Genomic DNA, 19,944 nt, shown 5'->3' with positions numbered 1-19,944 from the left:
GGTATAAACAAAAAAGACTACCCGAAGGTAGCCTTTTATCGTCAAGCAAGTGCGCTTATTGCAGACCGAGTTTCTTCTCAAGGTAGTGGATGTTTGCGCCACCTTTTTGGAAGTTCTCGTCAGCCATAATATCTTGCTGAAGCGGAACGTTGGTTTTAATGCCGTCGATGATCATTTCGCTCAATGCATTACGCATACGAGAAATAGCGACATCACGATTTTCACCGTATGCAATTAACTTACCGATCATTGAATCGTAGTAAGGCGGTACTGTGTAACCTGAATAGATGTGTGATTCCCAACGGATACCCATACCACCTGGCGCATGGAAACGCTCGATAGTACCTGGGCAAGGTAGGAAACGCTCTGGATCTTCAGCATTAATACGACACTCGATAGCATGGCCACGAATTTGAATATCGCTTTGGCTAAATGACAGAGGTTGACCTGCGGCAATACGTAGCTGCTCTTTGATCAAGTCAACGCCTGTTACCATTTCGGTTACTGGGTGCTCAACCTGAATACGGGTGTTCATTTCAATGAAGTAGAACTCACCGTTTTCGTAAAGGAATTCGAATGTACCTGCGCCACGGTAATTGATTTCTAAACATGCACGAGTACAACGCTCACCGATGTACTTACGCATTTCTTCGGTAATGCCCGGTGCTGGTGCTTCTTCAACCACTTTCTGGTGACGACGCTGCATCGAACAGTCACGTTCACCTAAGTGAATCGCGCCACCTTGACCATCAGCTAAGACTTGAACTTCAATGTGACGTGGGTTTTCAAGGTATTTCTCCATGTAAACCATGTCGTTATTGAAACAAGATTTTGCTTCAGCACGGGTCATTGCGATCGCTTCAGTCAATTCATTTTCTGAACGAACCACACGCATACCACGACCACCGCCGCCACCAGAGGCTTTGATGATCACAGGATAACCGATACGTTTAGCAAAAGATTTGTTCTTTGCTTCATCGTCATCAAGTGGGCCGTCAGAGCCAGGTACACAAGGTACGCCAGCTTTTTTCATTGCCGTAATAGCAGAAACTTTATCGCCCATTAGACGAATAGTGTCAGCTTTTGGACCTACGAAAATAAAGCCTGAACGCTCAACTTGTTCTGCGAAGTCAGCATTTTCAGAAAGGAAACCGTAGCCTGGGTGGATAGCGACTGCCCCTGTAATTTCAGCGGCACTGATAATACGAGGAATATTTAAGTAACTATCGATACCGCGTGCAGGACCAATACATACTGACTCGTCAGCAAGTAGAACGTGCTTAAGATCGCGGTCAGCGGTTGAGTGAACCGCAACCGTTTTAATCCCTAGCTCTTTACAAGCGCGCAAGATACGAAGTGCAATTTCACCTCGGTTTGCAATTACTAATTTATCTAACATAGCCAGAGCCTCGATTACTCGATGATGATAAGAGGCTGATCGAATTCAATCGCATCGCCGTCTTCTGCAAGAATAGCGACAACTTTACCGGCTTTGTCAGCTTGGATTTGGTTCATCATTTTCATCGCTTCAACGATACATAGTGTGTCGCCGATATTCACCGATTGACCAACTTCAACAAATGATTTTGCTTCAGGGCTTGGAGAGCGGTAGAAAGTACCAACCATAGGTGAAAGCACAGAGTGACCTGATGCAACAGGTGCTGGTGCTTCAGTTGCAGCTACAGGTGCTGCTGCTGCTGCTGGCGCTTCTACCGATGCAGTTGGCATAGGCTGTTGTGCCATTGGCGCTGCCATGTATTGTTGTGGCATTGCTGTTGCTGGAACGCTACGGCTGATGCGTACTGATTCTTCACCTTCAGAGATTTCTAGCTCAGCGATGCCTGATTCTTCTACAAGCTCAATTAGCTTCTTGATTTTACGAATATCCATTTATATTTCTCTTTTTATATTGTTCAGTTAGCTATCTGCATGCAGACGACGTACCGCTGCATTCAGGGCGAATTCATAGCCGTCAGGGCCTAAGCCACAAATCACGCCTACTGCTTTATCGGATAAGTAAGAATGATGACGGAAAGGTTCACGAGCGTGGACATTAGATAAATGCACTTCAATAAACGGAATGGCGACGCCGAGTAAGGCATCACGAAGGGCTACACTCGTATGAGTAAAAGCAGCAGGATTGATAATGATGAAATCGACCTTGCCATAAGCTTGATGGATTGCATCAATTAACACATGTTCCGCGTTGGATTGAATATGCTCTAATGCCACACCTAATTGGGTAGCTTTAGCAGTGAGCCCATCAACCACTTGAGTTAATGTTTGATGGCCATAATGGCCCGGCTCTCGTAGACCTAGTAAGTTAAGATTAGGTCCATTTATTAATAAAATTCGTTTAACGGTCGACATCTTGACGTATTTTCACTTGTTTATGAGGTTAAACTCTAACAACTTGCAGACTTATGCAATTTTGTTTCCGTGTGTCCGTTTTTTTACTGCTAAACGTTCATTGTTGAGCAATTATAGTGAATTCACCGCAAATCGCAGCAAAATACTGGTCTAATCACCACTTTTTTGTGCGAACACGTGTAAGCCTTAGTGAGGAGTGTCGTTACTATTAGAGGTTTTATCTTACGACAAGTTCACTCTACTAAGTGTAAGAATTTAGTAATAATTATGACTAAATTCGAACCATACCCACAAGATGAAAAACGGTAAAGTTTAGTCGATAATATTTGACGAATAAATCAACAATCAAGCTGTTGATTTATTCAGCATTGCGATCAAAGTGGCGTATTTTAGGCTGAGAATGCTGGTAGTTAGCTGAATTGAATGAAGATAAGGATGGCGAGAAAATAAAAAAGACCGCAATTGAGCGGCCTTTGTATATTGATAAAAAAGTTGAATTACATCACTTTTTGTTTTTCTTCAATGAGTCGATCAACGACGGTTGGATCAGCAAGGGTTGAAGTATCACCTAAGGTTGAGGTATCTCCAGTTGCTATCTTACGAAGAATTCGGCGCATGATCTTACCTGAACGGGTCTTCGGTAATGCATCTGTCCAGTGTAAGAAGTCTGGTGTAGCGATAGGACCGATTTCCTTACGTACCCAGTTTTTCACTTCTTTATGCAGTTCTGCACTTGGGATTTCACCATCGTTTAGGGTGATATAGGCGTAAATTGCTTGGCCCTTTATCTCATGTGGTACACCCACAATCGCCGCTTCTGCAATCTTATCGAAAGCAACGAGTGCAGATTCAATTTCAGCCGTCCCCATACGGTGACCTGAAATATTTAATACGTCATCGACACGACCTGTGATCCAGTAATAACCGTCTTCATCACGACGTGCGCCGTCACCGGTGAAGTACATGCCTTTAAAGGTAGAGAAATAGGTTTGTTCAAAACGTTCGTGATCGCCCCAAAGCGTACGCATTTGACCTGGCCATGAATCGGTCATGACTAAGTTACCGTCAGTCGCGCCTTCAAGGATATTACCGACGTTATCAACCAGTGCTGGTTGTACACCAAAGAATGGACGGGTTGCAGAGCCTGGTTTTAGTGCGGTAGCACCCGGTAGTGGGGTAATTAAGATCCCGCCTGTTTCTGTTTGCCACCATGTATCCACGATTGGGCAACGTTTGTCGCCAATTGTACGGTGATACCATTCCCATGCTTCAGGGTTAATGGGTTCGCCGACAGAGCCCATGATACGCAATGATGAACGGTTAGTACCTTGAATTGCTTCATCGCCTTTTGCCATCAGAGCACGAATCGCGGTCGGTGCTGTGTATAAAATGCTGACTTGGTGCTTATCCACCACTTCGCTCATGCGACTGGTTGATGGGTAGGTTGGCACGCCTTCAAATAATACCGTGGTTGCGCCATTAGCTAGAGGTCCGTATACCAAGTAACTGTGACCTGTGATCCAACCCACATCAGCAGTACACCAGTACACATCACCTTCTTGGTAATCAAATACATATTTAAACGTCATCGTGGCGTAAACCAGATAGCCACCTGTAGTGTGAAGTACACCTTTAGGCTTACCTGTTGAGCCTGACGTATAAAGAATAAACAGAGGATCTTCAGCGTTCATTGGCTCAGGAGCACAGTGAGCCGAAGCCACTGCTGTTGCTTCATGCCACCATACATCGCGATCATCATTCCAAGCAACTTCACCGCCTGTACGTTTAAAGACAACCACTTTTTCAACCGTCGTTACTTCAGGGTTGACTAGCGCGTCATCGACATTTTTCTTAAGGGGAACGGCACGACCACCACGTACGCCTTCATCAGCAGTCACAACTACTTTTGCATTTGAATCGATAATACGTCCAGCCAAGGCTTCCGGAGAGAAACCGCCAAAGACGATAGTGTGCACCGCACCAATACGGGTACAAGCGAGCATTGCAATTGCCGCTTCGGCAACCATTGGCATGTAAAGACACACTACGTCACCTTTACGTACACCTTGGCTCTTCAGGGCGTTAGCAAACTGACAGACTTCTTGATGTAATTCATTGTAGGTTAGGGTGGCGTCATCATTAGGATCATCACCTTCCCAAATAATTGCTGCTTGATCGCCTTTGGTCGCGAGGTGGCGGTCAATACAGTTAGCAGAGACATTAAGCTCACCGTCTTCAAACCATTTAATGCTGACGTGGCCGGTATCAAATGAGGTGTTTTTAACTTTAGTAAATGGTGTCATCCAATCAACGATTTGGCCATGTTCACGCCAAAAACCTTCAGGGTTAATCACTGATTGCTGATACATCTCACGGTATTGCTCTTCATTGATATGAGCTGTTTTTGCGATGGTCTCATTGACCGGATAAACGTGAACCTCACTCATCCTATTCTCCTTGAGTTCTTATACTTTATGCGCCCTGCATCCTTAGCCGATGTAATAAGGGTGAGCAAACTGACTTTTTATAGTTGTTTTGTGCTGCGTATACGTTGTGCCATTTTTTGTGTGTCTACAATTAGACTTTAGGATGAGAGAGCTGGATCAAAGGGCGTAAATGCAAGTTACATGGATTTTTCATGACAATTTGTAGATGAATATAGGAACTTGAGTGATAGCGTGAGGCGAATAAAAATTAAAAGGAGATCTCCGTCGCACTATTAGGGTAATTATGTGTTATTAGTGGGGTTAAATTGCGGACTGACATTAGTTTGAGAAGAAAACTACGTCATAATATGTTGCTTTTTTATTCACCACATTATGCGAGATCACTATGTTTACACGTTCGCCCTACAGCTGGAGCTCACAATACTTGTGGGGCTTCTTCTTCTCTTACGGTGTTTACCTGCCATTTTGGGCTATTTGGTTTAAGCATATTGGAGTGGATGATTCTGATATTGGGTTGCTGTTGGGCTTAGGTTTTACAGTTCGTTGTATTGCGAACTTAGTGATAACACCACGTATTCACAAGGTAGAGCATCTTATTCCGGCACTTAGAGGCTTTACTCTGCTAGGTCTCGTTGCCTGTATTCTTTATATTGTCGGTGGCGGGGGATTATGGGTACTAGCTGCTGTCACTATCTTATTTAATTTATCCGCAGGGCCTATCGTGCCCATCTCTGATGCGATCGTGAATCATTATGCTAAAGGAGGGCTAGTGGATTACGGTCGTACTCGGCTTTGGGGGTCAATTGCGTTTATTGCTGGCTCTACCATTGTCGGTCTACTGGCAAATCACTATGGTGCCGATATTATTCCGTGGGTGGCATTATCTGGATTAGCTTTCTCACAAATCATGGCTGCGCGTAATCCTGCGATAATGCCGGTTGATGAGGGCAGTGTAGAGCAAGTGCGCCCTGCGTTATGGGGTATTTTACGCAATAGTGTGGTGATAAAATTGCTCGTCATTGCTTCTTTATTGCAAGGTAGTCATGCTGCTTATTATGGTTTTAGCTCTATCTATTGGCAGAAAATTGGTTTTAGTGAATCAATGATTGGTTACCTATGGAGCTTCAGTGTTGCTGCAGAAGTGATGGTATTTCTGGTTAGTAAGCGCTTATTTTCTGGCTGGTCAGTAAATAATATGTTTCGCTTAGCAGCATTCGGTGTCTTGGTGCGATGGGGATTAACCGCCACTTTGACAGAGCAGTGGCTGATGTTCCCCGTTCAAGCTTTACATGGCGTAACTTTTGCTGCAGCTCACTTAGCGGCGATTCGCTATATTCAACAACAGCCGAGTAACCATTCTGTTGCGCTGCAATCGCTATATAATGCGATTCCTCTTGGGGCGGTAATGGCAATATTAACGTCGATGAGTGGATGGATGTATGGCAATTGGGGCGCGAATGTGTTTTGGATCATGGCTGCGATGGCTTTTCCGGTGTTTTTTATTCGTTTAACACCGCCCCAACAGATCGCGACGACGGAATATATAACCAGTAAAGCATAGTGATTACTAACTTCTACTTTAAAGCGCAGTCTTGATGGCTGCGCTTTTTTATTGCGATAAAGAAAAGAGAAGGCTCACTATCTTACTGAGAGAACTGTGATCAGACAGGATTGAGTAAGCTGTGACAACTTAGTTACAGTGGTGAATCAGTTTTAAAAGGATGATGTGTGATGGTACAGGGATGGATTGTTATAACCGTATCACTGGTATATCTCGGCGTACTGTTCGCGATTGCATGGTATGGCGATAAAAAAAGCCAATGGTTAGCAGGGTGGCGACCGTGGATATATAGTTTATCCATTGCGGTGTATTGTACCTCGTGGAGTTTTTTTGGCACGGTGGGACAAGCTAGCCGTGAGCTGTGGTCTTTCCTCCCCATTTATCTCGCGCCAATTATCGTATTTACTTTAGGCTGGAAAGTCTTAGCTCGGCTGATCTTTATTGCTAAGCGAGAACACATTACTTCAATAGCGGATTTCATTGCAGCCCGTTACGGAAAATCGCAAGGTTTAGCCATGCTCGTCACCGTGATCGCGGTGATAGGTATTTTGCCTTATATCGCGTTGCAGTTGCGTGGCATTACGCTGGGGCTTGAACAGATCACGCCGAATTTAGGCGAGATGTTTAATCAAGAAGGGTTAGATACTGCGTGGATAGTGTCCGGTGTATTAGCATTATTTTCTATTTTGTTTGGTACTCGGCATATTGATTCCACCGAGCACCACCGCGGTATGATGATGGCGATAGCGTTTGAGTCATTGATCAAGCTTGCAGCGTTTCTCGCGGTTGGCATTTTCGCGCTGAGTTTATTTCAAACCGCTCCTCAGCTTAATGCGCTAAGTTGGCAATCACTTACTTACACGTCACCTAATATTGGTAGTTTATTTATTCATATGCTACTTACCATGGCGGCAATTATTTGTTTGCCACGTCAATTTCATACCATTGTGGTGGAAAACCATAGCCAAGCTGATTTACATAAAGCGCGTTGGATCTTTCCTTGTTACCTGTTCTTAATGGGGATTTTTGTTATCCCCCTTGCTTTGATTGGCCAGCAATTACTACCGAATGTTTCAGCAGATACTTACGTAATTAATTTACCGTTACAGCAAGGTGCGAACGGTATTGCGCTACTTGCTTTTATCGGTGGTGCTTCAGCGGCGACAGGAATGGTGATTGTTTCAACCATCGCTTTGGCAATTATGGTATCGAATGATTTAGTGATGCCCTTAATGTTACGTCGAGTACGCATTGGGCCGCGTAATTTTTCAGCTTTTTCTGGCTTATTATTAAATGTCCGTCGGGTGTTAATTGCGGTGTTATTACTTGCAGCATGGGGCTTTTATCATGTGCTAGATAACGTTCATTCACTGTCGGCGATAGGTTTATTGTCATTTGCTGCGATTGCACAATTTGCTCCAGCGTTGCTTGGCGGTATTTACTGGCGCTTTGGTAATAAAAAAGGGGTGTATACCGGTTTAGTTGGTGGGATGACGATTTGGCTTATTACCATGATGAGCCAAACCAGCATGTTGGCAGGGGATGCGGGCAGTAATGTTTTACTGTGGTTATTAAGTCCACCACAACTGCCTATTTTACGAAGCTTGACTTCTGTTGATTGGGGCATGTTGTTGAGCTTATGCGTCAATGTCAGTTTGTTTGTCGGGATTTCATTAATAACGCGCTCGTCACTCACTGAACGTTTACAAGCGGCTTCTTTTGTTGGTGCCTCTCCTGCAGAAACAGAAGATGGAAGCTTATATCAAACCCGTGTGACGGTCGCAGAATTAGAAATGTTGGCTTCTCGTTTTGTTGGCCGTAAACGTGTTCGACATGCATTTGCTCAGTTTGCCGAGCAGCAAGATAATCGTTTAGAGCCTCAGCAACAAGCTTCTGCCAGTATGATCCGCCATACCGAAAGAGTATTGGCTGGCGTTTTTGGTGCCTCTTCAGCAAGGTTAGTGCTTACTTCTGCCTTGCAAGGAAGAAACATGCAATTAGAAGAAGTCGCAACGATTGTTGATGAGGCTTCTGAGTTGTTTGACTTTAGCCGAGGGTTATTACAAGGAGCGATTGAGCATATTAGCCAAGGTATCGCTGTGGTTGATAAACAGCTTCGGCTGGTGGCATGGAACCAACGGTATTTAGAGCTGTTTTCTTTTCCTCCCGGTTTGATCCAAGTTGGTCGCCCTATTACTGATGTGATTCGGTATAACGCTGAGCAAGGATTATGTGGCCCCGGCGATCCTGAAGCACATGTAGCTAAACGAGTTGAGCATTTACAGCGGGGAACGGCACATACGTCATCGCGAATTCGGCCTGATGGACAAGTGATAGAAGTGCAAGGTAATCCAATGCCTGGTGGTGGTTTTGTGATGAGTTTTAGTGATATTACCGCGTTTCGTCAGGTTGAAATGGCATTAAAAGAAGCCAATGAAAACCTTGAAGCGCGAGTTAAAGAGCGGACCCAACAGCTTGAGCAATTGAATCATCAATTAATGATAGCCACTCAGCAAGCGGAGCAACAAGCGCAATCCAAAAGTCGCTTTTTAGCGGCGGTGAGTCATGATTTGATGCAACCGCTCAATGCTGCGCGCCTCTTTTCTTCTTCGTTAACTGAAGTTGCTGAGGGCAAAGAAAGTGCGCGTTTAGCCACTCATATCGAAAGTGCATTAGGAGCAGCAGAAGATCTGATTGGAGATCTGTTGGATGTTTCTCGTTTAGAAGCCGGTAAATTACAAACACATATTGTACCGTTTAGAGTCAGTGATGTGCTTAATACATTATCGGCTGAATTTGGTGCTTTAGCGCAACAACAACAGATCACCTTTGATGTGGTATGCAGTGATGCGGTGATCATCTCAGATGCCAAGCTCTTACGCCGTGCTTTGCAAAATTTCTTAACCAATGCTTTTCGTTATAACCCTTGCGGTAAAGTGTTGTTAGGTGTGAGGCGTCGAGGCCTGCGTTTGCAGATTGAGGTTTGGGACAATGGACCGGGGATCCCGATAGAAAAGCAGACCAATATCTTTGATGAATTTACCCGTATAGAACAAACAGGGAGCGAGCATGGCTTGGGATTAGGGCTGGCGATTGCGCGTGGGATCTCACGGGTATTGGATCACCCATTAGATTTACGCTCATGGCAGGGAAAAGGCACAGTCTTTTCGTTATCAGTACCATTAGGTAATGCGTCTATGCTAGCTGCTTGTACGCAGGTATCCACAACTGAGATCAAAGCGCCATTAGCTGGGCTGAAAGTGCTGTGTGTCGATAATGAAAATGACATTTTATTAGGAATGGAAACCTTACTCACTCGCTGGGGTTGTGAGGTTAAATTAGCTGAAAATCTTGATGAAGCTATGTGTGCTCTCGAACAACAGTGGCAACCCGATGTGATCTTTAGTGATTACCATTTATCCCATCAACAAACAGGATTAGAAGTATTGCTGCAATGCCGTTCAAGGTTAGGTGATAGTTTTAAAGGGGTGGTGATTAGCGCAGATAGAATGACCGAAAATCAGGCCGCGATCCGAGGCCATGGTTTTGGATTTATCAGTAAACCAGTTAAGCCATTAAAGCTTCGCGCGGTACTGAATCAATGTTTGCCTGTAGAAGCATAATGTGAATTAGTACAAAGAAAAAGGCGGAGTCCAATGGACTCCGCAAAAGCTAGGGAAGTATAGCTAAGGAGAAGTGAGGTATTGCTTAGTGATCTTGGGCAGCGCCAGAGCCTTGAGGGAAGCGGATAGATTCCACCATCTCTTGGACATCATCAGGTACTTCGGCAGTAAACTTATTCACCACAATCGCGACAACAAAGTTTAGACACATACCAAGCGTACCGATCCCTTCTGGGCTAATACCAAAGAACCAGTTGTCAGGTGTACTTGCTGCAGGGTTAATAAATTTGAAGTAAATAATGTAAGCTGCAGTGAAAGTAATACCCGAAATCATGCCTGCTATCGCCCCTGATTTATTCATCTTCTTATAGAAGATCCCAAGAATAATGGCAGGGAAGAAAGACGCGGCGGCTAAGCCGAATGAGAAAGCAACTACTTGAGCAACAAAGCCAGGTGGATTGATTCCTAAGTAGCCCGCACCCACAATCGCTACGGCGGCACCAATACGGGCGGCGAGTAACTCTTGTTTGTCGGTCATGTTCGGTTTCAAGCCTTTTTTCAGTAAATCATGTGAAATAGAGGTGGATATCACCAGTAGTAACCCTGCAGCGGTTGATAGTGCGGCAGCTAAACCACCGGCGGCAAGCAGTGCGACAACCCAGTTAGGTAACTTAGCTAGTTCAGGGCTGGCTAATACAATGATGTCACGGTTGATCTTCATTTCATTACGATCATCGCCAGAGTAGAACATCTTGCCGTCATTATTTTTATCTTCCCACGCGACAAGGCCCGTTTTTTCCCAGTTTTTCACCCAACCAGGTGCTTGCTCGGCAGGAACCCCTTTCATGTCTGGGCCATTGATCGTATCAATCATATTGATACGGGCAAATGCGGCAACAGCTGGTGCGGTAGTGTATAAAATGGCAATAAAGACTAATGCCCAGCCAGCTGATACGCGTGCATCTTTTACTTTTGGTACAGTGAAGAAACGGATAATTACATGAGGTAGACCTGCAGTACCCACCATAAGAGCAGCACAGATGAAGAACACATCGACCATACTTTTTGAACCATCGGTGTAAGCGGTGAAGCCAAGTTCAGTTGTTAAACCATCTAGCTTTTCAAGTAGATACGTTTCAGAGCCATTGACTGTTGAGCCTAAACCAAATTGTGGAATAGGGGATCCTGTCATCATTAAAGAAGTAAAAATAGCGGGAACCATGAAGGCAAAAATTAACACACAATATTGCGCGACTTGGGTATAGGTGATCCCTTTCATACCACCCATTACTGCGTAGAAGAAGACGATCCCCATACCGATAATGATCCCCATGTTGATATCCACTTCTAAGAAACGAGCGAATACTACCCCGACTCCACGCATTTGGCCTGCTACATAAGTGAATGAAACAAAAATGGCACAGAACACAGCCACCATGCGGGCAGTTTTAGAGTAATAACGATCGCCGATAAAATCAGGTACCGTAAATTTACCGAATTTACGTAAGTAAGGTGCCAGACATAGCGCTAATAATACGTAGCCGCCAGTCCAACCCATTAAGTAGACGCCACCATCGTAACCAATGAATGAGATGATCCCTGCCATTGAAATAAATGAGGCGGCTGACATCCAGTCTGCAGCTGTTGCCATGCCGTTAGCGACAGGGTGGACACCACCGCCAGCAACATAGAACTCACTGGTTGATCCTGCACGAGCCCAAATCGCAATACCGATATAAATGGCGAATGTAATGCCGACGAGAATAAAGGTCCAAGTTTGAATATCCATGTGACGCTTCCTTAATCTTCCTGAACGTTGAATTTACGATCGAGTGCATTCATGCGATTAACATAAACAAAGATCAGAATGACAAAGGTATAAATCGCCCCTTGCTGCGAGAACCAAAAACCTAACTTAAAACCACCAATTTGAATGGTATTGAGGGCATCAACAAATAAGATCCCTGCGCCATACGAAACACCAAACCAGATTGCGAGTAGCGATCCCATGATACTGAGATTTTCTTTCCAATAGGCTTGTGCTTGCTCCTTGGATGCGAACGCCATTGTTATCTCCTTCACAATTTCAAATACGATATTTGTTGTTAATAAATTGTTACGAAAGAAACAATAGCAATGAAAGTAGATTCTATCTGTGCAACTTTAGTCGAGGGTAAAAAAGCAAAAACGCCCTGATGAGGGCGTTTTTGTGAGCGGTAAATCGCTTTTTATAATGAAGACGGCAATTATGATTAGCCAAAAGTCTAAGTTAATAGGTAGAAATCTTTTATACCCATTAAAAGATTATTGACGGCAACAGCGGCCAATATTAATCCCATGACACGGCTGATGATCGCCGCGCCTACATTACCAATGTATTGTTGGATTTTATTGGCGCCAAGTAAGAGTAATAAGGTAATCAGTAATACCGATATCATCACCAGTGTCGTAATGATTTGTTCACTGATGGCGTAGCGATTGTTATCTGTCAGCATCACGATAGCCATCATAGCGCCAGGAGATGCAATGGAGGGAATAGCAAGTGGGTAGACAGCTAAGCTGCCCAACTCTGAATGAGCGACTTCTTCTTTGCTCATTTTACATTCTTGATCGACTTTACCCTCACCAAAAATCATGGTTAAGGCAAAAAGTAGTAGAACGAGCCCGCCAGCGGCTTGAAAAGCGGGCAATGGAATTTGCATCGCTTCTAATAGTACCTGACCGACAATAACAAAAAATAATAATACACCTGTTGCAATAGCAACGGCTTTTAAAGCAACAATACGCTGTTGTTGTGCAGTTAATTGTTGGGTTTGAGAAAGGTAAACCGGGACTGAACCGATAGGATCAATCACAGCCCAAATAAGAACAAATTGAGTCACTAAGGCAGTAAGCAAACGACCCTCCATAAGCTAAGGCAATGAAATAGTGTGAGTAGCCGCTTACGAGTGTATCAAAATATTCAATTGTGATGGTTAGTCACATTTTATTTAAGGCATGATAACGTAACAAAATATTATCAGACCGATAGTGAAAGGGGCGTTATAGATCCAGCTGTTGCAACAATATAACGGCTTGGGTTCTATTTTTGACTTCAAGCTTGCGAAATATCGCGGTCATGTGTGCTTTTATCGTTGCTTCAGAAACGGTTAGCTCGTAAGCAATCTGTTTGTTGAGCAAGCCATCTGACAACATGCCTAATACTTTATATTGCTGTGGCGTTAGTGTGGCAATTTTATCTGCTAGATCTCGATAAGCGTTATTGTTATCTGCGATGTCTTCAGGAAAAAAAGGTTCACCATCGAGGACTTGATTCAGTGCAGAGATCAACGCACGCATATCACTAGATTTTGGAATAAAGCCAAATGCACCATGACTATGAACCTGACGAATGACTTTTTCTTCTTCACTGGCAGAGATCACAACAGTCGGTAGTTCTGGGTATTGTTGACGAAGTTGGATTAATCCAGACATGCCATTTGCACCAGGCATTTTGAGATCGAGTAACAGCAAATCGACATCAGGCTCTTTTTCTAACAACGCAAATAAAGAATCAAGGGAGTCTGCCTCGAGCAGGTTCGCACCGCTAATCGCCATATGGACCGATTGAAACAGGGCATTACGAAACAGAGGATGATCATCGGCAATAACGATAGTGTGCTGAGCTTCCATGGCAGTACTTTTTTTATTATTAATAAACTAACGCTAACACTTCACTGATCACTGCGCAATTTTCATACCATAAAGATCTGAAGTTGATCCTTAATCATTCACTTTAGTTGTAACTCAACACTTCTATTTTGTTAAATGTGACTGTTTTTCTGCAAATAGTTACTGGAGATGCAGTGCTTGTTGGTGCAGGTGTTCACTAAATTTACTGGCATCCATAAACCCTGTTACTCGGGCTTTCGTTGCTTGGTTACCGTTATTATCCCAGAACAATAATGTTGGGAAACCTATGACATTTAGCTGTTGCATCAACGCTAGATCTTGTGGGGTATTAGCGGTCACATTCGCTTCGAGTAAGGTGTATTTCTGTAATTGCATCGCCACGGATGGTGAAGGGAAGACTTCTTTTTTGTAGGTAATACAAGGCGCACACCAATCAGCGGTTACGTCCAGCAATACCGGTTTATGTTGGCTTGCTGCGTCTGCTAACGCTAGATCTAAATCATCAATAGATTGAATAGAGATAAAAGTAGTGGTCGAAATGAGCTGAGCTTGGCGTTCTAAATGTTTAATCGTGGTAAAGAGGAAAATAGAGCACAGACCAATAATGATCCCAAGTCCAATGCTATATAACCCTTTATATGGGATAGGGTGGCGGCAGATAAACCAGAGTGTTCCGCAAGATAACAGGATACATATAATCGTTATCGCCATGATAATCGGGTAATTAGTTAATAACATCATAGTGATAACTCTTATCTTTGGGGATGTTATTAGCTTAGCAAGAATTTCATCAATTTGTGTAAATGGATGTCAAAGTTAAGACAAAAAAAGATTGCTCGAGAGCAATCTTTTTTAAAATTGGAATGTGTATTTGGTATTACAGCAAGAAGCCGCCAACAGCAAAACCAAGTGCTACGGAAGTCGCTATCGTAACGACACCAGGGACAAAGAATGGGTGGTTAAAGACAAGGTTACCAATACGGGTGGAACCTGTGTCATCCATTTCAACGGCAGCCAATAGGGTTGGGTAAGTAGGCAGAACGAACAATGCACTCACTGCTGCAAATGAAGCAATCATAGTTAGCGGTGCGACGCCAATCGCCAATGCTGCTGGCATCAGTGCAACAGTTGTTGCGCCCTGAGAGTAAAGTAGCATTGATGCAAAGAATAATACCAGTGATAGCATCCATGGGTATTCACCTAATAGAGAACCAGCAACTTCCTTGATACCATCAACGTGGGCGTTAACAAATGTTGAACCTAACCATGCCACACCTAATACACAGATACAGGCAGTCATACCTGAACGGAACGTCGGCGCAGAAGCAATTTTTGATGCGTCAATCTTACATAACCAAACGGTAGCTGCAGCTGCTGTTAGCATTACCGACATGATTGCTTCGTTACGACCTAGAGTTGGGTTGTCAATTAAGCCAATAGAGTGCGAAATAGCAGCGGCGTAGCAAACGACAAAGATAATCGCGACTAAAAAGATGTAAGTTGCCCGTTTTGCTTGAGGTTTAATTTCGCGACGGCTTGTATTATCAGCCGTTACTAGACCTTTTGCTAGGCGTTCTTGATAAATAGGATCATCTTTTAGCTCACACCCCATAAAATTGGCAACAAAAGCGCCAACCATACAAGCAATGAATGTTGTAGGGATACAGATTGCCAGTAGTGTTACGTAGCTTACGCCGATAGGTTCTAAAATACCGGAGAAAGCAACAACGGCCGCAGATATTGGGGATGCAGTAATTGCAATTTGTGAGGCAATAACGGCAATAGAAAGAGGGCGAGATGGGCGAATACCTTGGCCTTTAGCCACTTCTGCAATAACCGGTAAGGTTGAAAATGCGGTATGTCCAGTACCTGCCATTACCGTCATTAAGTAGGTCACGATTGGCGCATAGAAAGTAATGCGCTTTGGATTTTTACGCAGAAAATCTTCTGCAAGTTGTACCAGCCAGTCCATACCGCCCGCGACTTGCATGGCGGCAATGGCAGTGATCACTGACATAATGATTAAGATAACATCGACAGGGATAAATGATTGGCTGGTAGGCACACCTAACACTAGCGATAAAACAATAACGCCTGCACCACCGGCGAAACCAATCCCGATCCCACCAATCCTTGCCCCTAAAAAGATAAAGGCAAGGACAACAAAGAGCTCTATTCCAATCATAGAATTTTTCCTGTTTAAAAGTTTAAAAAATAGAAGTTAAAAATAAAAAGTTTGAGGTAAAAACAAAAAATTTCGCAAAAAAAAGCGGATCCTCTAGTGAAAATCCGCTGTATTACTCAGGTACCGCTACGCTTAGTTATAGCGCTGTGCCTTGTATTGAGGGTGCATTAAGTTTTCGATGGAGAAGATATCATCTAATTGCTCTTCCGTCAGCAAGCCGCGCTCTAGCACCACTTCACGGACGCTCTTACCGGTTTCAGCACAGATTTTACCTACGATATCGCCTTCATGGTGACCAATGAATGGGTTTAAGTAAGTCACGATACCGATAGAGTTAAACACGTAGCTCTCACAGACATCTTGATTGACTGTGATGCCTTCGATACATTTCTCACGTAAATTAACACACGCATTTTTAAGTAAGCTGATTGATTCAAACAACGCTTGGCCAATCACAGGCTCCATGACGTTAAGTTGAAGCTGACCTGCTTCTGCTGCAAAAGTAATGGTTGTATCGTTACCAATTACTTTAAAGCAAACTTGGTTAACCACTTCTGGGATAACAGGGTTTACTTTTGCTGGCATGATAGATGAGCCTGCTTGCATTTCAGGAAGGTTGATTTCGTTCAAACCAGCACGAGGACCAGAAGACAGTAGACGTAGATCGTTACAGATCTTAGAGAGTTTCACCGCAGTACGTTTTAGCGCGCCGTGAACCATAACATAAGCGCCACAGTCAGATGTTGCTTCGATCAAGTCTTCTGCTGGGGTAACAGGTAGGCCTGTAATTTCAGCTAGACGTTGAACCGCTAGGTGTTGGTAACCTGTCGCTGCATTCAAACCAGTACCGATAGCCGTCGCACCTAGGTTGACTTCAAGCAGTAGCTGCGCGGTGTAATGCAGGTTTTTGATTTCTTCTTTTAACAACACACTATAAGCATGGAATTCTTGGCCTACCGTCATTGGTACAGCGTCTTGTAGCTGAGTACGGCCCATTTTTAAGATGCTAGCAAATTCCGTTGCTTTCACATCGAAGGCTGTCTTTAGGTACTCTAATGCTTCTAGCATGTTAATGATGCTGTTATATACCGCAACACGGAAACCAGTAGGGTAAGCACAGTTAGTCGATTGTGACTTGTTTACGTGATCGTTCGGGTTAATGATGTCATATTCACCTTTCTTTTTGCCCATAAGCTCAAGAGCAAGGTTTGCAATCACTTCATTGGTGTTCATGTTGACAGATGTGCCAGCGCCGCCTTGGTATACATCAGAAGGGAATTGATCCATACAACGGCCTGTTTCTAAAATAAGATCACAAGCTTGCTCGATGTAGTTACCGACTTCTGAAGGGATCGCACCCAGTTCTTTGTTCGCCATCGCTGCAGCTTTTTTGGTGAAAACCATGCCGCGAACAAACTCAGGTACGTCTGAGATGGTGGTATTAGAGATATTAAAGTTTTCGATTGCACGTAGAGTGTGAATACCCCAATACGCGTCTGCTGGAACGTGACGCTCACCAAGAAGATCTTCTTCGATTCGAGTTGCAACATTCAGTGCTGCTTCGTTATTTTTTTCAAGATCAATCATCTGAGACATAATATAGCCCTTTGGGAATCTTTTAATAAAATCAATGATTAAGCCAACTGTCTAAGCAAAGGGTCCGTTTTGCTAAGTTGAAGCAAGATGATCGTACCTGACATCTTAATTGATGCTGATGATACTCCCCTGATTGGCTAAAAACATAATCCAGATCACTTTTTACGTGAGCCTGAAAATATTTGCACAGAAACGCGATCCTACTCACAAAAGTTGTTAACAGGAGGGGTGGCTTATTTATCTAAAAATGAAAAGAAATAACAAAATATGAACAAGTTGTTTGAGGGGAAATGTGTATTTAAGGTTTAGTGCAAAAAGAACTGTTGAATTATTTGTTAACGATTTTTTATCTTAGGCGACACGGTATTTAGCGTTTAAACATGTAATACTATATTGAGTCATTCAGCGTTTTGAATACCGATACGTTATAAAAAAGAGGTTAGGTGTGTTTGCAATATTAATGCTGCTTTTTATCGCCGTTCCAATGATTGAAATTGGTCTATTTATTCAGGTCGGTGGCTTTTTAGGTTTTTGGCCGACCATGATGCTAGTGTTTATTACTGCCGTGGTTGGGGCTTCTTTGGTACGTAGCCAAGGATTAGCGACATTAATGTCTGTACAAACAAAGATGCAGCAAGGGCAAATGCCAGCACAAGAAATTGTTGAAGGTGTACTGTTAGCCGTTGCTGGAGTGTTATTGCTTACGCCTGGATTTATGACAGATGCATTAGGCATGTGTATTTTACTGCCGCCTATTCGTGCCAAAATTGCACAGCAATTAATGCAGCGCGTAAAAGTGCAGAGCAACTTTAATCAGTTTGGTGGCGGTTTTAGCTCAGGGTTTGATGGGCAATCAACTGGGCCGTTTAGTCATAAAAATGACAATGGTGATGTTTTCGATGGTGAATTTGAACGTAAAGATGATCAAAATAACAACCATCAAAACCCACGTTTAAAGTAGGTCTTTAAACGTAGTATATAAAAAGTTATTAATAAAAAAGGCAGCGTTAGCTGCCTTTTTTATATTTACACTATTCATATTTTAGAGGGGATAACGAGCGAAGATAAGGTCGTTTTTCGTAATCGCCGCGCATACAAATAAGCACAAATACCACCAATAACATTGGCAATGGAGATGCCGATAAAGAGCCCTTTCGTACCATAGTACAAGCTGCCTACCCAAGCGCTTGGTAGCAGAAAACCAAATAAACGTAACAGGTTCCAAATCAGTGCGTTGACGGTTTTATGTAATGCATTGAGCGCGCTAATGAGTAGCATACATACTGCTTGTAAACCATAACTAGCTGGTACGACTAATAAATAATGCCACAGTTGATGTTGTACTGTGGCATCACGAGAAAACAGTGAAGCTAATGGCACACTGAGTGGCACCATGGCGATAAAAATCAACAGTTGGAATAAAATCGCAAAATGCATGGCAGTAAAAAGCGCCTTAAAAGCCCGTTCCGGTTTATTGGCGCCAAGGTTTTGCGCCATAAACGGCATTAATGCTGAGCCCAATGCCATCATCCCTATCACTAAAATTGATTCAATACGCATCGCGGCACCGAATGCGGCAACTGATGCGGTACCTTGCGCGGCAAGCAATGACATTAATAGAGCGCTCGATAATGGATTGAGTGCGTTTGATAATCCAGCAGGCGCGCCAATATGTAAAATCTGCTGCCAATCAGATTTTAATTTTAGGAGGACTGGCATTGTGAGTAATTTTTCACGGCGATGGAGCAAATACAATGATGCGGTTAATGCTACAGCCCAACTGATCCCGCTTGAGATAGCAGCGCCTTTCACTCCTAATTCTGGAAACGGGCCGTAACCAAAGATCAATAAAGGATCGAGGATACCGTTAATTAAACCAGCTATGATCATAATTTTAGCTGGGCTTTTGGCATCGCCTGTTGCGCGTATTGCACTGTTACCCGTCATAGGGATCACCAATAAGGGGATTGCGATGTACCACACAGTCATATATTCGTGGATGATTGGCAGTAAATCCGCACTGGCGCCCATTAAGGAAAAGAGTGGATCTATCGTTAGCCAACCAACGGTTGAACCTAACACCATTAAAATAACGGCAAGCAATAAACCATGTGTGGTGAGCCTTGCTGCACTTTTGGTATCACCACTTCCGAGTAAACGTCCAATGCTGGTGGAGATCCCAACACTCATGCCCATGGTGATACAGTTCAGACCAAAGGTAACGGGAAATGTAAAACTGACCGCGGCTAATGCATTGGTGCCAAGTAGTGAGATAAAAAATGTATCAACCAGATTAAACATTAAAATAGCAATCATACCGAATACCATTGGTACAGCTAAACGGCGTAATGCATCTGGGATCGGATCGGATAATAAGCCGTATTTATCAGGCTTGTTGTTGGTTTCCATGGCGGTCTCATTGTAAGGATGCTTGCATACCCTAATGCAAAGAATGTGATCGGGCAAAAGTTCTCAAATAAATAATGAAAA

Annotated in this window: 15 protein-coding genes; 3 read left to right on the top strand and 12 right to left on the bottom strand. The window is 43.5% G+C overall.

All coding sequences use genetic code 11. The features are described from left to right. Nucleotides 1-55 precede the first annotated feature (55 nt). The 4 genes from accC to acs form a co-directional block, all read right to left on the bottom strand. Nucleotides 56-1,399, bottom strand: a complete 1,344-nt coding sequence (gene accC, locus C9J41_RS17795; RefSeq protein WP_105061397.1) for an acetyl-CoA carboxylase biotin carboxylase subunit — start codon at nt 1,397-1,399, stop codon at nt 56-58. A 14-nt stretch (nt 1,400-1,413) separates the two neighbouring features. Further along, a complete protein-coding gene (gene accB, locus C9J41_RS17790; RefSeq protein WP_107294867.1) occupies nt 1,414-1,890 on the bottom strand; it encodes an acetyl-CoA carboxylase biotin carboxyl carrier protein in 477 nt (158 codons plus the stop codon). Nucleotides 1,891-1,917: 27 nt separating this feature from the next. Then, entirely contained in the window at nt 1,918-2,370 is a 453-nt protein-coding gene (aroQ, locus tag C9J41_RS17785; protein WP_105061395.1) for a type II 3-dehydroquinate dehydratase, read from the bottom strand. 497 nt (nt 2,371-2,867) lie between these two features. Next, entirely contained in the window at nt 2,868-4,817 is a 1,950-nt protein-coding gene (acs, locus tag C9J41_RS17780) for an acetate--CoA ligase (RefSeq protein ID WP_107207969.1), read from the bottom strand. A gap of 385 nt (nt 4,818-5,202) precedes the next feature. On the opposite strand from acs, the gene C9J41_RS17775 reads away from it, so the two are divergent. Together C9J41_RS17775 and C9J41_RS17770 are read left to right on the top strand one after the other, a co-directional pair. Continuing rightward, nucleotides 5,203-6,378, top strand: coding sequence for a 3-phenylpropionate MFS transporter (locus C9J41_RS17775; protein WP_107294866.1), 1,176 nt, complete (start codon nt 5,203-5,205; stop codon nt 6,376-6,378). Nucleotides 6,379-6,548: 170 nt separating this feature from the next. Next, nucleotides 6,549-10,001, top strand: coding sequence for a PAS domain-containing hybrid sensor histidine kinase/response regulator (locus tag C9J41_RS17770; protein ID WP_107294865.1), 3,453 nt, complete (start codon nt 6,549-6,551; stop codon nt 9,999-10,001). Between the two features lie 85 nt (nt 10,002-10,086). Here the strand turns inward: C9J41_RS17770 and C9J41_RS17765 are convergent, their stop codons facing one another. The 7 genes from C9J41_RS17765 to aspA all read right to left on the bottom strand — a co-directional run bounded on the left by C9J41_RS17765 (nt 10,087) and on the right by aspA (nt 17,454). After that, complete coding sequence (locus tag C9J41_RS17765; RefSeq protein ID WP_107294864.1) at nt 10,087-11,790, bottom strand: sodium:solute symporter family protein; 1,704 nt, start codon at nt 11,788-11,790, stop codon at nt 10,087-10,089. 11 nt (nt 11,791-11,801) lie between these two features. Beyond that, a complete protein-coding gene (locus tag C9J41_RS17760; protein WP_005372635.1) occupies nt 11,802-12,068 on the bottom strand; it encodes a DUF4212 domain-containing protein in 267 nt (88 codons plus the stop codon). A 197-nt stretch (nt 12,069-12,265) separates the two neighbouring features. Further along, entirely contained in the window at nt 12,266-12,898 is a 633-nt protein-coding gene (locus C9J41_RS17755; RefSeq protein WP_107207973.1) for a MarC family protein, read from the bottom strand. Nucleotides 12,899-13,043: 145 nt separating this feature from the next. Next, a complete protein-coding gene (locus tag C9J41_RS17750; protein ID WP_005372631.1) occupies nt 13,044-13,673 on the bottom strand; it encodes a response regulator transcription factor in 630 nt (209 codons plus the stop codon). 159 nt (nt 13,674-13,832) lie between these two features. Beyond that, on the bottom strand, nt 13,833-14,414 hold the full coding sequence (locus C9J41_RS17745; RefSeq protein WP_107207974.1) for a thioredoxin fold domain-containing protein: 582 nt from the start codon (nt 14,412-14,414) through the stop codon (nt 13,833-13,835). Between the two features lie 136 nt (nt 14,415-14,550). Further along, nucleotides 14,551-15,858: an anaerobic C4-dicarboxylate transporter gene (locus tag C9J41_RS17740; protein WP_107260832.1), complete on the bottom strand. Its 1,308-nt coding sequence runs from the start codon at nt 15,856-15,858 to the stop codon at nt 14,551-14,553. A 132-nt stretch (nt 15,859-15,990) separates the two neighbouring features. Then, nucleotides 15,991-17,454 carry an aspartate ammonia-lyase gene (gene aspA / locus C9J41_RS17735; RefSeq protein ID WP_107207976.1) on the bottom strand — a complete coding sequence of 488 codons (1,464 nt, stop codon included), beginning with the start codon at nt 17,452-17,454 and terminating at the stop codon, nt 15,991-15,993. A 445-nt stretch (nt 17,455-17,899) separates the two neighbouring features. On the opposite strand from aspA, the gene C9J41_RS17730 reads away from it, so the two are divergent. Beyond that, nucleotides 17,900-18,415: an FxsA family protein gene (locus C9J41_RS17730; RefSeq protein WP_107207977.1), complete on the top strand. Its 516-nt coding sequence runs from the start codon at nt 17,900-17,902 to the stop codon at nt 18,413-18,415. A 74-nt stretch (nt 18,416-18,489) separates the two neighbouring features. Here C9J41_RS17730 and C9J41_RS17725 read toward each other — a convergent pair whose 3' ends face one another. Next, entirely contained in the window at nt 18,490-19,863 is a 1,374-nt protein-coding gene (locus C9J41_RS17725) for an MATE family efflux transporter (protein ID WP_107247319.1), read from the bottom strand. Nucleotides 19,864-19,944 lie beyond the last annotated feature (81 nt).

Source organism: Photobacterium sp. GB-50, from assembly GCF_003026755.1.
Classification (GTDB): Bacteria; Pseudomonadota; Gammaproteobacteria; order Enterobacterales; family Vibrionaceae; genus Photobacterium.
The sequence above is the reverse complement of the archived record's forward strand: the minus strand, read 5'-3'. Positions and strand labels throughout refer to the sequence as shown.

Excerpts from the sequence above, each read along its gene's own strand:
- C9J41_RS17775 (WP_107294866.1), top strand. The coding sequence starts at position 5,203 with ATGTTTACACGTTCGCCCTACAGCTGGAGCTCACAATACTTGTGGGGC.
- C9J41_RS17765 (WP_107294864.1), bottom strand. The coding sequence starts at position 11,790 with ATGGATATTCAAACTTGGACCTTTATTCTCGTCGGCATTACATTCGCC.
- acs (WP_107207969.1), bottom strand. The coding sequence starts at position 4,817 with ATGAGTGAGGTTCACGTTTATCCGGTCAATGAGACCATCGCAAAAACA.
- C9J41_RS17760 (WP_005372635.1), bottom strand. The coding sequence starts at position 12,068 with ATGGCGTTCGCATCCAAGGAGCAAGCACAAGCCTATTGGAAAGAAAAT.
- C9J41_RS17745 (WP_107207974.1), bottom strand. The coding sequence starts at position 14,414 with ATGATGTTATTAACTAATTACCCGATTATCATGGCGATAACGATTATA.
- C9J41_RS17725 (WP_107247319.1), bottom strand. The coding sequence starts at position 19,863 with ATGGAAACCAACAACAAGCCTGATAAATACGGCTTATTATCCGATCCG.
- C9J41_RS17750 (WP_005372631.1), bottom strand. The coding sequence starts at position 13,673 with ATGGAAGCTCAGCACACTATCGTTATTGCCGATGATCATCCTCTGTTT.
- C9J41_RS17770 (WP_107294865.1), top strand. The coding sequence starts at position 6,549 with ATGGTACAGGGATGGATTGTTATAACCGTATCACTGGTATATCTCGGC.
- aroQ (WP_105061395.1), bottom strand. The coding sequence starts at position 2,370 with ATGTCGACCGTTAAACGAATTTTATTAATAAATGGACCTAATCTTAAC.
- accC (WP_105061397.1), bottom strand. The coding sequence starts at position 1,399 with ATGTTAGATAAATTAGTAATTGCAAACCGAGGTGAAATTGCACTTCGT.
- accB (WP_107294867.1), bottom strand. The coding sequence starts at position 1,890 with ATGGATATTCGTAAAATCAAGAAGCTAATTGAGCTTGTAGAAGAATCA.
- C9J41_RS17740 (WP_107260832.1), bottom strand. The coding sequence starts at position 15,858 with ATGATTGGAATAGAGCTCTTTGTTGTCCTTGCCTTTATCTTTTTAGGG.
- aspA (WP_107207976.1), bottom strand. The coding sequence starts at position 17,454 with ATGTCTCAGATGATTGATCTTGAAAAAAATAACGAAGCAGCACTGAAT.